Source organism: Ligilactobacillus murinus DSM 20452 = NBRC 14221 (assembly GCF_001591685.1).
Lineage (GTDB): Bacteria > Bacillota > Bacilli > Lactobacillales > Lactobacillaceae > Ligilactobacillus > Ligilactobacillus murinus.
Genome location: NZ_BCVJ01000023.1, coordinates 1 through 14,928 on the forward strand (window position 1 = coordinate 1; position 14,928 = coordinate 14,928).

Here is a 14,928-nt window from a genome sequence, read left to right on the forward strand (position 1 = left end):
CCGGCTAGGCGTCATTAAAATGATAGTCCCCATAAATGATGCCGCGCAATGCATTGACGTTGAGATCTTTGGTGAGGGGCCACCATTTTGGCATCATTATGGTAACTGGTTCAAATTCCCAGGCTTTGACATGTTGCATGACATTGACGCGGAGTGAAACAAAAAATGAATTTGGGACCGTCTGTTGTTTTTGAGCGATACTATCTAACGTGGGTGGAACTGGTCGTTTAAGCTTTCGCCATTTTTTATCTACGTGATACTCAAGGATAGCTGAAGCGTAGGTAAGTGATTCGGCTAGATCCATTTTCTCAGTTCGGATGACTAGTTCTTGAATATCTAAAACGAAAAAATCATAGCCTTCTTTGTCATTAGCGACTGCAAAAGCTGGAAAATGGAGCACGACTTTAGGTTTTAGTGCCATATATATCCCCCATTTATTTTATATTTAAGTAAATAGATTTATTTTGGACTTCACTATAGCACTTTTAGTAAGTAAAAGGGGGATGATTAGTAATTTGTTATAATTTCTAGACTTTAGCTACAATATTATGATCAAAGTGAACCAAAAAATTAAATCGTCAGTAAAAAATACTTTCAAATTTATATGATAGGAGTCGTATACATTTTATGGTCATCTAAACAATTGAAGAATTTATTTAGGGGTCAATGTGTTAAATGCAGTGGTTATAGAGAAGTTCCTATGGATGAAAGCGGAAAGGCAAAATGATATCAAATATTTTCAAAGTTCTAAAAAAGCACCTGCATCAGTGAGTATCATACCCACAGATACAGGTGCTTTAAATTATTCTATCTCTTCCATAGCCAAAACATCTTCACTAACTTCAACCCCGCTAAAGCCACATAGTCTAAATGACAAGGTGAAAGGTTCAAATTTAGTTCGATATTTGTCTAACTGCCATTGTCCGCATGAGTAACTGCCCAGTGCATTTTGTTTATAGTCAACATTTAAAACGATATAGTCACGTTTTTTCAGCTCAATTGTATGTTTAGCATTGTCTAGATCTGTGTCTTCATAATGCGAAACACTAAAATTAAAAGTAGTTGGATCACTGAAGAAGAGACCTTCTCGGCGATCATCAGTCAAGGAGAGCCAATAGGTATCCATATGATTTCCATTAGCTTGTGGAACGACATAATTAGTGAAGAGTTCATCGACTTTAGCGTGGTAAAGTCCCATTAATCCTGCTTCTTTTGAGTCGCTGTAGTTTTCGTTTGGTCCACGTCCAAAATAATTTACAGCCTCTAGTTCATTATTTAATCGCAGTTTTACTCCTAAGCGTGGTAACATCTCTGGGGCAAGAGCTGTTTTTCCACCTGGAAGACCTTTAAGACTGAACATAATATCGCCTGATGGATAGATTAGATAGCGATAGTGACATTTATAATGCCAAGCACTATTAGTGGTGGAATTAAGTGTTTTGACATCAACTTGGAGGCAATTATCTGTTAACTGCCAGTCAAAGTTTCTAACGATCTCATGTTCTAAGTGTAAGAAATATTTTCCCTTTAACTCATCAATTATTTCCATATCATTACTGATCGGAGCCCGCCAAAGTGTGAATTGTGGCCCTTGTTTGAGCAAAACTTTGCCATTGCGTTTTAAATTATGCAATGATCCCAATACAGTATCAAAATGACATGAGAAATCCGCTCCTGTGATAATTAACCGTGTTGACTCTTCCACTACGGTCAGCTTTCCGGTTGGCATAACTTTGAGTGCAGCCTCCTCGAGTGGCAATTTAAATTGGGCTGTAGCTAACTCATGGCCGGCCGGTGCAAATAAAGTATCTTGTTTTAAACGATAGGAAATGTTCAAGTAATACGGTGTATTTGGTTTAGCAGTGATCTTAGTCAGGTCGTAGTTTAAATCTAGCACTGCAGTCTTTCGCGCGGGAACTGCTGGTAATTCTTGTGCCCCACTGGCAATTACTTTTCCGCATGCAGTGATGCTGTAATGCAGATCAAATTGAGCGAGGCTTGCAAAATCATAGCGACTTAGTACTTCGAGTTTTCCTGTTTTAAGATCTAAAGCGGACGTGTGGATCGGCTCAATTACTTTCTTATATTCATATAACCCGGGTGAAGGTGTTCGATCTGGCATCAACATTCCGTCGATACAAAAATCACGGTTAGATGGGTCATCTCCAAAATCACCACCATAACGATAGTAAGTTTGGCCATCTGGAGCTGTGGTTTGGATCCCGTGATCGAACCATTCCCAGATAAAGCCTCCTTGAAGTTTATCATGGGCATAGAAAAGATCTTGGTAATCTTTGAGATTTCCTGGGCCGTTTCCCATCGCGTGAGCATATTCACATAGGATGTGAGGCTTAGTTGAGTTTTTTATAATATCTTGCATCAGTGGTTGTTTAGTTGGGTGCTCGAGCCAAGTATACATGGTGGAGTAAACATCGGTGACCTCAGCTTCAAAATCTCCCTCGTAGTGGACCAAACGAGTGGGGTCGACTTCTTTAGCCAATAGGGCCATTTTTTTGAAGTTATGTCCAAAGCCTGACTCGTTACCAAGTGACCAAAATAGGATCGAAGGATGATTTTTGTCCCGCATGATCATACGCAATAGGCGAGAGGTGTATGCTAATTCCCAGCCAGGATCATCACTGATCCAATTATAGTTATCAGTTAGTTCGAAGCCGTGACACTCAACATCAGCTTCGGCGATCACATACATTCCGTATTCATCACATAGATCATAAAAGGCACGTTGAGTAGGATAGTGACTAGTCCGGATCGCATTGATATTAAATTGCTTCATCAAAATAATATCTTGGCGGATCTCTTCTTTAGTGACTGTACGACCATTTTTAGGGTTATAGTCATGACGATTGATACCCTTAAGCTTGATCGCTACACCATTGACCAAAAATGTCTCCCCGACTACTGCGATCGTTCTAAAGCCAACTTTTTGTGGAATAACTTCGATCAACTTGCCATCTTCGTAAACGCTAATGAATAATTGATAGAGATTTGGAAGTTCGGCACTCCAAGGATCAATATCTAAGTGGGGCTGCTCAAAAGTAACATCTGCGTTATCAGAGAGGACTGTTTGATCTAGGATGATTTGTTGATCTTTATCTAATAATTCAAAGCGGATTTCCCGGGAAATAGCTTGTTCAAACTTAGTCTTGATTGCAAGATGACCATCAGCTTCAGCAGTGATAGTTAGGTCGCTAAGTCCAGTTGGTGGCACACCAATGAGTTCAACATCACGGAAGATACCACTGAGCCACCACATGTCTTGATCTTCAAGATAGGTACCGTCTGACCACTGATAGACCCGAACAGTTAGATCATTTTGGTGCTCAAATTCGACGAATTCTGTAATGTCAAATTCGGCTTCATTGCGTGCGCCTTTACTATATCCGACCTCTTTTCCATTGACCCAAACATGGTAAGCAGAATCGACTCCATTAAAGCGTAAAATGATCCGTTGTGCTTCAAAATTTGGCGTGACATTAAATGTTCTTTTATAGATACCTGTTGGATTTTTAGTTGGAACATACGGTGGATCGATCGGAAAATTATACCAGAGGTCGGAATAATGCATTTTCCCAAATCCTTGAGTTTGCCAGTTTCCGGGAACTGTGATCGTTTTCCAATCACTAGTATCAAAATTAGGTGAGAAAAAATTCTCAGGACTATACTCAGGTGCCTCTAAGAAACAAAATTTCCAGTTGCCATTTAAGCATTGGTAGGCATGAGTGTATTTATTTTCATTTAAGCTAGCTGCTTGTCTAGTTGGATAAGAGTTAAAACTAGCTCGAGGGGCTAGACGATCGATGTGGTCTAATTGATGATTTTCCCAAACTTTCATTTTTTATTCTCCTTTGCTTGTTTTTTCTCATAACGATGCCAGCAGATCAGTGCAAAGCCCATAAAGATGATCAAGCCTAATAAGTTATAGAGCAAGATCCCGATCGGACTAGCTTGATCTTTAGGAAGTGTTCCTTGTAATTCTTGCATGATCAGTCTTGGTTCCGGAACGGTAGACATGAAGAAAACAAACAAGAATAAGATCAAGAGTGCTACGCCAGCAAAGATGCCAAATGAGCGACTTCCGAAGCGGAAACTTCGTGGCAAGTTATCTTTTTTTAATCGGAGTCCGATATAGGCCAAGAGTAAGAATAAAACTGGCAAGAGTGAAGTTGAAGCCGTCATGTTGATCAACGTCTCCAAGAAACTATCCATATTGCCGATCCCTAAGGCAGGAATGATCAACAGGATCGTTACGATCACTCCTTGGACGATCAAGGCGTTGGTCGGATTGCCTTCGTCATTAGTTTTAACGAGCCATTTTCCAAAGACACCAGCTGGGATCTCAGAGAAAAAGACTTTAACTGGGGCAGCCGTCCAAAGTGCTAATGAGCCAAGATTACCGATAAAGAGGATCAGACCCACTAGCCGGACGGTTACCTCGGCGGGAATATTAAAGTTACTACCTAGAATTTTGAAAATATCAAAAATTCCGTTGGCAAAGTTACCATTGAGTGTGCTTTGAGGAACTACCAGGCCAACTGCGATCGCGCCTAGAATATACATGATACCAACGATGATAGTTGCGCCGATCATCGTTTTAACAAAAGTTTTATTACCGCCTTTGACATCTTTAATATAAACCCCGATACTTTCTCCACCACCGACAGCTTGTAAGATCCATGCCATCGTCATAAAAAATGTCCAATTAAAATGTGGGGTAATTGTCTTAAAGTTGAATTCTTGGGCGGGAGCTTTTCCCAAACCAAAAACAACGATAAAGGCTAAGACGATGAAGATTAGTCCCATGAACAAACGGGCGCTACCGGCAAAGTTAGTTACTTTAGCGATCCAAGTCACACCTTTGATACAGACATAGGTCATCAACCAAAAGACGATGATCGAGATAAAGGAAATGATCTTAGTGCTACTTTCACCTTGGAAGACGTTGCCACCAAAAACTGCATATGAGCCGTAAATCAAAGTATTGGGAAGTAACGAACAGAAGAAAAATAAATTAACGAAAAAGTATGACCAAGCTCCTAAAAAAGCCCATTTATCGCCTAATACTGATTGTAACCAGCTATGAACCCCGGACTCTTTTTCTGAGTTAGCTGAGGCAAATTCAGCGATCATCAAGATGAAGGGTAGAAAGTAAAAGACTGTACCAAAAAGATACCCTGGGATCGTAGCTAGGCCGATCTGGATACTATTATTGACGATACTTGGAAAAGCAAAGACCGCTGAAAAAGTCATCAGCATCAGGGACAGTGGGCCTAAGCGTTGTCGTGTGTCCTTATCCATGTTAAGAACCTCCTTTTTATTGATTGGCATATCTTGATTTTAAAGCGTTTACATGATATATAAAATAAAGGATGTTTCCCAAAATTTGTCTTTTTGTTGACTAGAGGTGAATGGTGATGCAAATAAATGATGTTAGTATTTTAACGCAAAGAAAGCAGCCAGAGTCTGATTTTTCGCTTTGTGAAGTGGGGTATGAGAAATGTCGTCCGACAAAGAAAATTGAATTTATTCCGATCGATTATTGGGTGTTGCACTATGTTACTGCTGGGCAAGGCTACTTTGGAACGCCGTCTTTTCCAACGACTAAGCTAACGGCAGGAGATTTTTTCATAATTCCGGCTAATTGTCGTAATCGATATTATCCTGATCCCAAAGATCCCTGGAGTTATCGGTGGATCGGTTTTTCTGGAAAAGCTGCATCTAAATATTTAGCGCAAGTTGGATTAAATAAAGAAAATTGTGTTATTCGAAATGCTTTTGACAGTAAGATCGAGCATCAATTCTATCAAGTGTATTGTGATTTTCGTGATCAAAACACATTTGCCTTATTAAGTGGTGCCTTCAGTATTTTCAATAGTCTAGCACATTTACACCAAGAAAAGGTCGCAGCTTCGCAACCAGAATGGTTATTTAACGAAATCATTGCCTATATCAATACACATTTAAATGAACGGATAACAGTTGATGAACTAGCTCTGAAATATAATATTGATCGTACATATATTTATAAGCTATTCAAGCGTTACCATAAGTTAAGTCCAAGTACGTATATTCAACAAATAAAGCTACAGCAAGCGTGTTCGCTTTTACGTAAGAGTTCGCTGAGTATCACGGAGATAAGTTATGAATTAGGCTTTGCAAGTTCAGCATACTTCTCAAAGTTTTTCTATAAATGGATGCAGTGTACCCCAACAGATTATCGAAGCAGATTTATTTTTGAAAGATAGTTTTGCCTTAAAAAATCAAGCATTTTTGTGGTGTTAAAATTATACAATGATAACTATTGGATGATAAAATATAGATATAAAACAATAATTTTTTAGGTATTATATTTGCTCTAGGAGGTGCTTAGATGCATGATTGGAAGGAAATTTTGCTAGCCTTTGCGGTGACGATTGGTTTAGGTTTGCTTATCGGAATGTTCCTGTTGATCAATTCAACTAAAAGAGTTGATAAGACTCAACAAGCGATTCGCCAAGAAAAAGTTACGCAAGCCCAATCAGAGCGAAGTAGTGGATCTAGGGCAGGGGCTTCAAGTACTACAGTAGAAGTGCCGGAATATGATACAGATGAAAGTGCTGTAGCTAGTAGTGATATGTCAGATCAAATTGAAAATCATGATATGGGAGATTTTTATGAAGATCCTTATTGGAATGAGACGACCCAAGAAAATAGTGATGAATACTATAAATATATGGTAGCTGAAGAATTTTATACTGATAACAAGGGGATAATTTGGGATATAGTCTATTTTAGACGACCGGGCACAGAAGCTTGGGGTCAGGCGACTTTAGCTCCACATCAGGATAATATAGAAGTTATGGAAAAGATACAGCGAAGTGCAGAATATCGGGAACATGGTTATATTAGTCGGCCACAAATGTTAAAACAATACTTAGATAGTAAGAATTGGGATGAGGAATAGGAGAATGTATAAGGAGGTGCCTTAATGAATGGATGGAAAGAAGTATTAAGTATTTTTGCGGTGACGATCAGTGTTGGATTGCTCATTGGGATGCTACTTTTGATCAATTCAACTAAAAAGATCGACAAGAGCCAACAAGAGATCCGCCAAGAAAAAGTTACGCAAGCCCAATCGGAACGAAGTAGTGAATCTAGATTAAAAGCATCAAGTACCACAGTAGAAGTGCCAGAAGCTGAGACGACTTATGATACGACCGAAGAAGTAGCGCCAGCCGTAGAAAATACAGGTGAATATGAGATCGTTGGTGATCCAATTGATTATACCGATGCACCAGGACCACAAGCGCCTGAGTGGTATCACGAATGTAATGCTAAGAAACATCGGACTCAGTATATCGATCGTGTTCAAACAGATAAATCAACAGCGGAAAGGCGAGTCACTTGTGGTTCATTTATCTGCCATACTGATCACTTTTACCAAGATTTTGAGAATTTAGGATATATTTCTCCAGAACGAGAAGCTTATCTTTCTTCATTGCAAGAATCTTATCGGCAAAGCAGTAGCGATTAAGGTTGCCCCATTTTTGAGAGGCAATTGAACAGTCTACGTTACCCATATAACATATGTATAATTAAATAAGTTCTACAGAAAATCTTGTTTTTCTGTAGAACTTATATTTTTATCTCAATGAGCGCCGATAACCAGCGGCTTGCGCTTCGGCTTCAGTGCTGAAATAGACTGCATTTTCTGAGTTCATCCGGTAGCCTCGTTGCCCGGGAACATGATAGATCATGCTTCGAGAATTACCGACGATCGTTCCTTGTGCATTCGCATCAGCAGTGTTCATATCGCCATTGTTAACAGGTGCATTTCCAGCTTGGCTATTGTTGGTATTGTCGTTAGCTTGGGCTTGTTCAGCTTGAGCCTGAGCAGCGGCACTTTCACTAGCTCGACTTGCCTCTTCTTGCGCGATACGTTCACTTTCAGCTTCCTCACTCTCGGATTCGGCAATACTTTCTGACTCTTCACGCTCGCTTTCAGCTTCTTCGCTAGCAGCCTTTTCACTTTCTTCTTTAGCAATGCTTTCTGAACGTGCTTCAGCTTCTGAACTATCCTCGCTACTACTAGAGCAAGCTGTCAGAAATGAAAATGATAGAAAAATAATTGCGATAACACTCAACAAAGAGTGCTTTTTAAACATTTTCTCCATAATGACATACCCCTTAGATTTATTTTTAAATATAATTTAATTTTACTAAAATGGTAGGGGTTTCACAAAAGGAGATTGCTGTATAAAACCGCTAATTTAGTGTGATCGTACTAAAAAAGAGCACGCTAGAAAAACGCGCTCTCATCGGCTATCTGTAGGCTTTACGGTAACCAGCTGCTTGGGCTTCAGCTTCGGTATTGAAATAGACCGCATTGGATGAATTCATCCGGTAGCCTCGTTGGCCAGGGACGTGATAGATCATGCTATTGGCATTGCCCACGATCACGCCTTGTGCATTGGCATCAGCGGTATTCATGTCACCGTTATTGACGGGATGACCGCCTCCATTTGAGGCAGCAGGCTCTACAGTAGAGTTTTGATCAGTTGCAGTTTGTGCAGCAGCGACGCTTTCTTCATAGGCGCGACTTTCTGACTCAGCTTGGGCCCGACTTTCACTTTCGGCTCGAGCTAAACTTTCACTTGCTTGGCGCTCGGACTCCAAATCAGCAGCTGATCCATCATCTGAGCTCTCAGCTCCACTTTCTTCATCTGCAAAAATGTCATCATCATCTTTGTCAGCGTCTGTTGACTCATCAGCTGGATCTGAGTCGGCAACTAAACTAGAGTCGGTATCTGAAGCGACGTTGCTAGTATTGTTGTAAGATATAGAAACTCCAAGTAATATTAGGGAGAATACAGCCATGACGAGACAGTTGTTAAAAATTTGTTCCTGGGGATTAACTTTTTTAAAGTAAATACATCCAGCAATAAATATCATTAAAATGAGTGCGAAAAAAATAATCACTTCAAAAACTCCTTTAAATAAAACAATAAAGATTAATTTTACTCTTAATTGTATGCAACATGCAATTTTAGAAGGGCTAGTAACTTAACTTGAAAAATGCTATCCTATATATGCAAGCGTTATCATTGGGAGTTCAAGAAATGGAGGGATTTTATGAGTAAATTAGATGGTTTTAAAGATGAAGTTGTTGGTAAGATCAAAGAAACAGAAGGTAAACTTACGGATGATAAAGTTCGTGAAGCTCAGGGTAAAGGCCAAGGTTTAGTCGGAAAAGCTAAATTAAAAGCCGAAGAGTTAAAAGATGATGTCAAAGCTGGTGTTGACGAACTCAAAGAAAAATTTGATAAGTAGTATAAAGAGGTCCCACTATGATACAGAAAATCATAGTAGGACCTCTTTTTATTGTTGAATAGCTATAAAAGAGATCTATCTCAATTCATGGTAGAGTTCGATAAAGTTTTCAAAGCGCGGTAAGGTCAAGGATAAGTAGCCATAATCACGAGTATCGACAAGTCCTTTTTGTTTTAGGCGTTCACGATAAACAGACATCAAGGAAGATGAAAAGCCTAGTGCCTCACGAATATCTTTGATACGAGATCTACCACTTTTGGCGATCGTAGCTAGAACATCTTGATCTTTGCTAGATAGCTCTTGCCAAATCTTTTGATAGACCAATTCCTGAAGATATTGATCAAATTCGGGTAAGAGTTGTTCGATAGTTTGCGGTTTTTGTTGATACCAGAGATAACCTAAAACTTGGTAGGCAAAAGGATAGCCTCTTGTTGTTAATGCCATTTTTCGTGCTACCTTACTTGGAACGTGTAAGATGTTTTGATATGATGCTGTGATGGCATTTAGATTTAGTGGCGCTAAATTTATCTTTGGGGCTCGATATAGAAATGTTAGTGCCCGGTCATCTTGGATCTCACTGATATTTTCAAATAGCCCAGTCATTAGTAAAAATAATGGTAGATCCTGTCGAATGAAGATCTGAAAAGAACTAGCAAAAACTTTGATATGATCATTTGCAGTTACTTCATCGATCGTAACTAGTAGGCGTTTGTTGTGTTCGCGTAGCTTCTTTAACATCAATTCTAGGACTGTTTCGATATCTGTCACGGGTGGTGTGTTTTCGAAGGCAACACCCAGACCAAAGGCAGAAAAATCAAATCTAGCTTTGATAAAAAGGGTGTGCAATTCGTCGATCGCATAGAGTTTTGCGGCTAAACTTGTGAGTAGATCGCGAGTGGGATTTAATTCCACTACGATCCAGTCCGATTTTTGACGTAATTCATGGCTGATCGTCGAAAGCATGACCGTTTTTCCACTACCTCTAACGCCAGTAAGCATGTAGAGTTGTGATGAGGGTTCGCTGGCAGTGAAATCTTCAATGATCATGCCAGTTTGAGCTAAACGTGAAATATATTGATTTGGCTTTTTTCCAAAACTAAGAGTAAATGGATTCAATTATCTCGCCTTCTTTCCGTATATAACTTTATATAACTTTTTAATTATTATATAACTTTATATAACTTTTGCCAATTTATCTTCACTATCATCAGCGACTTGTCTTGGGACATAGGGAAGAGAATTCCTTTGCAGTTAGCACTGAAATTTTGGACAAATGCTGGATCAAAACAGTTAGCAATATGCAGAAAGCTTGTCAGATCAGGTAAGATAGTTAAAAATAAGGCAAGCTCATTTTCATAAATCAACTGTTGTGTGAGTCGGTCGAATACTCTAGATAGATCAGTGATAAAAGTCTTTAGATAAATAAGGCGAAATTTCTTGAAGCCAAGCCAATGCGATATCTAAATAGAATATTTCAAAGTAGATGAGAAACTCATTTGGTGGACAAGTTTGTCTACACTCAGAAAGAACAGCGTTAACTGCTTTGCTCTTCCAACTGACAGAGAATTGATTGAAGATATTAGTAAGCTTTTCCTGATATTTTGCGCAATAAGTTTGATTAGTTCTTTTTGATCAAGTTCACGTAATTTTTTACGTAACTGAGATGTGGTCAAGGGGAGCATATTTGATTTTTCCTTTATTGTTACCGCTATTTACCATTTTTTCATATGAAATATTGTAGATTTAGCCTAATATTTACTTGTCAAATAAAAAATCTCCACAGCAGTAATGAGATCATTGCTACTGTGGAGATCTGTAGAGATTCATACTTTAGCGCGGCGATAACCAGCTGCTTGAGCTTCAGCTTCGGTATTAAAATAGACTGCATTTTCAGAGTTCATCCGATAACCCCGTTGCCCTGGAACATGGTAGATCATGCTACGAGAATTACCCACGATCGTTCCTTGCGCATTGACATCAGCTGTGTTTAGGTCTCCATTGTTGATGGGCGTATTTCCAGTGCCATTGTTGCTATTATTTTCAATAGATACTTGACTAGTATCAGCATTTGCTTGAGCTTGTGCTTCTTGTGCCTGTACTTTAGAATTTTCGCTAGCTCGACTGGCTTCTTCTTTTGCTACGCGTTCACTTTCTGCTCGAGCTAAACTTTCTGATGAAGCTTGTACTTGAGCGATGCTTTCGGATGCTGCTTTTTTACTCTCAGCTTCTTCACTAGCTTTCTTTTCACTAGCAGCTTTTTTCTCGCTCGCCTTGCGTTTAGATTCAGCTTTAGCAGATGAGGCGATACTTTCGGAACGCTTTTTAGCTTCATCTGCTTTCTTTTTGGAACTCAAACTAGCCTTTGTTTCTGAGCTATCAGCATCTGTTTTAGTGGTTGGTGCAAGGGCCCCGCATAAGATAAAGGCTAACACTGCAACGATGATACTAGCTTTAGCGTGGCGTTTTTTGGGCTTGAATTTCCAAAAATAAATACTACTGATGAGAGCGCATAAAAAAATAAATGCAAATAAACTACTCACTATCAAAACTCCCTTATATGAAAAATAATAAAGCTTAATTTTATCTTAAATCGCACGCAATACGCAACCACTTGCAAAAGATCGCGAGGAAATTTCGTAAACGCTTGCAACAGATGCGAAGATATGCTAGACTTTTTATATAGAAATAGGACGGATAGTTATTACGTAATGGTAAGCTAGACCAATGTACATCGAAGTGTTAGGCGGCGGTGTATATTGGTCTTTTCTTTTAGGCGTAAAATTATCTAAAGGGGGTGGTAATGATGACGATCGAAAAAGTCATCAATAACAACATTGTGATCAGTCGTGATGAACACCAAAATGAGCTTATCTTAATGGGGCGAGGCTTAGGCTTTAAGGCCAAACGTGGTGCTGTGATCGATATGTCCAAAGTTGAGAAGATCTTTCGGGCTGATTCTTCAGAAAAATTGCAACAACTGTCTGTTCTATTAAATGATATTACACTTGAAGAATTAGAGGCAGCCTCGCAGATCTTGACCCAGGCTAAGCAAATATTAGGAGAGTGTCTCAGTGAAAATGAACTGATCGCTTTGAGTGATCATATTCACAATGCTATCGTGCGCCAAAATAAGGGGATCGCATTGAAAAACAATCTCTTATGGGATATCAAACGTTTTTATCCACAAGAATTTGCTTTGGGGAAACTTGGATTGACACTGATCGCGGAAAAAACAGGAGTTAAACTGGATGAAGATGAAGCTGGTTTTATCGCTTTACATCTGGTAGAAGCAAATATGGAGAAAAAGGTCGATGACGTCGACGGCATGACGCGTTTTATCCAAGAAGTGATCCAGATTTTGAAATACGCATGTCGCCAAGAGATTGACGAAAATTCAGCTTACTATTATCGCTTTATTACACATTTGAAATATTTAGCGCAGCGTGTCTTCAAGGCTGATCTAAAAGATGGTCAAGATGAAGTCATGGCTAAATTAGTTCAAAAGCAATATCCGACGGCCTATAGTCATGCTAAAAAGGTGATAGATTTCATTCAACAACAGTATAACTGTAAGTTGTCGGCTGATGAGTATATGTATTTGACATTGCACATCGAAAAATTGATACGAAACACGGATCATGGATAGTTACATTTAGTTGGCTAAACCTTCATTCAAACAAATGGAGGAATTATTATGGGAAAATATACAGATCTAGCAGAAAAAATTGTTGTTAATGTTGGTGGGCGTGATAATATCATCTCGCTTAAACACTGTATCACGCGCCTGCGCTTTCAGTTAAAAGATGAAAGCAAGGCAAATGATGAGGTCTTAAAGGAACTTGATGGTGTGGTGACCGTAATGAAAGCTGGTGGACAGTATCAAGTCGTGATCGGTAATCAAGTTGCACAAGTTTTTGATGAAGTTCAAAAAGTTGCTGATTTACAAGGGACAACAGTACAAGATGAAACGCCAGCAGAAAAACGTTCACTATTTAATATTTTTATCGACACGATCTCAGGTATCTTTCAGCCAATCTTGCCCGCTTTATCTGCGGCGGGGGTCATCAAAGGGTTCAACACGTTATTTATCAGTTTAGGCTGGTATTCACAGACTAGTGGGACGTATGCCTTGCTGAATGCGATCGGGGATGCGATGTTTATGTTCTTACCGATCTTATTAGGGTTGACAGCTGCTAATAAATTTAAGCTCAATCAATATGTTGGTTTGATCATTGGGGCAGCGTTGTGTTACCCAGCGATCCAAGTAGGAGCTTTATCCGAAGCAGGAAAACCTCTTTATACGCTATTTTCAGGTACAGTTTTCCAATCGGAAGTTTACCAGACTTTTTTAGGCATTCCGATCGTTTCGTTGAACTATACCTCAACTGTTATTCCTGTGATCTTGATCTGTTATTTTGCAGCAAAAGTTGAGCATGCATTGAACAAAGTGATCGCTGATACGGTCAAATTCTTTTTCGTACCGATCCTAACGTTACTCGTTTCATTGATCTTAGGGTTCTTATTGATCGGACCATTGGCCACATTTGGTTCTAATTTGGTTGGCTCTGGTATTTTAGCGGTGCGGAATGTATCACCAATGTTAGCCGGTGCTTTAGTAGCTGGACTTTGGCAAGTCTTAGTTGTTTTTGGCCTGCACTGGGGTATTATCCCTATTTATTTCAACAACATTGTGACTAACGGTTTTGATAATGTAATGATGCCTTATTACTGCACGACTTTTGTGACTACAGCCGTTGTAGTAGCAATGATCATCAAAACAAAAAACAAAAAACTCAAAAAATTAGGTATCCCCGCTGCGATCTCCGGCATTTTAGGGGTGACGGAACCGGCGATCTACGGGTTACTCTTACCTAAGAAAAAGCCATTGTTGATCAGCTGTTTGGTATCTGCCGTGATCGGTGGTTTCTATGGTTTCTTCAATTTACGCAAATTTGCTATGGGCGGAATGGGCTTCTTTGAATTGCCAGGTATGATCGATCCAAAGACTAACAGTTTAGATAATATGTATATTGCTTTGATCGGGATCGGACTTTCGTTAGTACTTGGTTTCGTTGCAACTATGATTTTTTGGAAAGATGATGAACCAGTCGACGAACAAAAAACTGAAATAAAAACGGTTCAAAATGAAGTGATCCAAGCACCGATCAAGGGAAAGATCGTCTCCTTAAGTGAGGTCAAAGATAATGTATTTTCCAAGGGCTTTATCGGCAAGGGCTTAGCGATCGATGTGACAGAAGGTGTGGTCAAAGCACCGGTTTCAGGTGAGATCACAACAGTATTTCCAACTGGACATGCGATCGGACTGGCTTCAGATAAGGGGGCCGAGATCTTGATCCATATTGGTATGGACACAGTCAATTTAGAAGGTAAATATTTCACACCATTGGTAAAAGTCGGTGATCGTGTCAAAGCTGGACAAGAGATCTTGCACTTTGACCTTGAAAAGATCAAGGCTGCAGGTTATTCATTGATAACGCCAGTCGTGGTCACCAATACAGATGCTTATACAGATGTGCTTGAAACTGGATTAACTAAACAAGATCCAAGTGAAATGTTGACGACGATCAGTTAAGGTGAGGT

Annotated in this window: 11 protein-coding genes and 2 pseudogenes; 6 read left to right on the forward strand and 7 right to left on the reverse strand. The window is 39.5% G+C overall.

Annotated elements, in window-relative coordinates; translation table 11 throughout:
- Nucleotides 1–4 precede the first annotated feature (4 nt).
- From LMU01S_RS05735 to LMU01S_RS05745, 3 genes are all read right to left on the reverse strand, one after another.
- Entirely contained in the window at nt 5–421 is a 417-nt protein-coding gene (locus LMU01S_RS05735) for a hypothetical protein (RefSeq protein ID WP_056959300.1), read from the reverse strand.
- Nucleotides 422–802: 381 nt separating this feature from the next.
- Nucleotides 803–3,853 (reverse strand): beta-galactosidase subunit alpha, encoded by a 3,051-nt coding sequence (gene ebgA / locus LMU01S_RS05740; protein ID WP_056959301.1) that lies wholly within the window; start codon nt 3,851–3,853, stop codon nt 803–805.
- Nucleotides 3,850–5,316, reverse strand: a complete 1,467-nt coding sequence (locus LMU01S_RS05745) for an amino acid permease (protein WP_056959302.1) — start codon at nt 5,314–5,316, stop codon at nt 3,850–3,852. Before LMU01S_RS05745 ends, ebgA begins: the two co-directional genes overlap by 4 nt.
- A 116-nt stretch (nt 5,317–5,432) precedes the next feature.
- Between LMU01S_RS05745 and LMU01S_RS05750 the strand changes: the two genes are divergently transcribed.
- From LMU01S_RS05750 to LMU01S_RS05760, 3 genes are all read left to right on the forward strand, one after another.
- Nucleotides 5,433–6,263, forward strand: coding sequence for an AraC family transcriptional regulator (locus LMU01S_RS05750; RefSeq protein ID WP_225354609.1), 831 nt, complete (start codon nt 5,433–5,435; stop codon nt 6,261–6,263).
- Nucleotides 6,264–6,388: 125 nt separating this feature from the next.
- Nucleotides 6,389–6,961, forward strand: coding sequence for a hypothetical protein (locus LMU01S_RS10695; RefSeq protein ID WP_056959304.1), 573 nt, complete (start codon nt 6,389–6,391; stop codon nt 6,959–6,961).
- 24 nt (nt 6,962–6,985) lie between these two features.
- Nucleotides 6,986–7,531, forward strand: a complete 546-nt coding sequence (locus LMU01S_RS05760; protein ID WP_056959305.1) for a hypothetical protein — start codon at nt 6,986–6,988, stop codon at nt 7,529–7,531.
- A gap of 109 nt (nt 7,532–7,640) precedes the next feature.
- On the opposite strand, the pseudogene LMU01S_RS10835 reads toward LMU01S_RS05760, so the two are convergent.
- Nucleotides 7,641–7,784 (reverse strand): annotated as a pseudogene (locus LMU01S_RS10835) (sunset domain-containing protein); the annotation flags it as partial.
- A 535-nt stretch (nt 7,785–8,319) separates the two neighbouring features.
- Nucleotides 8,320–8,463 (reverse strand): annotated as a pseudogene (locus LMU01S_RS10805) (sunset domain-containing protein); the annotation flags it as partial.
- Nucleotides 8,464–9,129: 666 nt separating this feature from the next.
- On the opposite strand from LMU01S_RS10805, the gene LMU01S_RS05775 reads away from it, so the two are divergent.
- A complete protein-coding gene (locus LMU01S_RS05775; protein ID WP_056959308.1) occupies nt 9,130–9,327 on the forward strand; it encodes a CsbD family protein in 198 nt (65 codons plus the stop codon).
- A 75-nt stretch (nt 9,328–9,402) separates the two neighbouring features.
- Here LMU01S_RS05775 and LMU01S_RS05780 read toward each other — a convergent pair whose 3' ends face one another.
- Nucleotides 9,403–10,443, reverse strand: a complete 1,041-nt coding sequence (locus tag LMU01S_RS05780) for a DUF8462 domain-containing protein (protein WP_056959309.1) — start codon at nt 10,441–10,443, stop codon at nt 9,403–9,405.
- Nucleotides 10,444–11,150: 707 nt separating this feature from the next.
- The gene (locus LMU01S_RS10705; RefSeq protein ID WP_056959311.1) at nt 11,151–11,867 is read right to left on the reverse strand and encodes a sunset domain-containing protein; all 717 of its coding nucleotides are present in this window, start codon (nt 11,865–11,867) and stop codon (nt 11,151–11,153) included.
- Nucleotides 11,868–12,130: 263 nt separating this feature from the next.
- Between LMU01S_RS10705 and licT the strand changes: the two genes are divergently transcribed.
- Nucleotides 12,131–12,973, forward strand: a complete 843-nt coding sequence (gene licT, locus LMU01S_RS05795; RefSeq protein WP_056959312.1) for a BglG family transcription antiterminator LicT — start codon at nt 12,131–12,133, stop codon at nt 12,971–12,973.
- 48 nt (nt 12,974–13,021) lie between these two features.
- Entirely contained in the window at nt 13,022–14,920 is a 1,899-nt protein-coding gene (locus LMU01S_RS05800) for a beta-glucoside-specific PTS transporter subunit IIABC (protein WP_056959313.1), read from the forward strand.
- Nucleotides 14,921–14,928 lie beyond the last annotated feature (8 nt).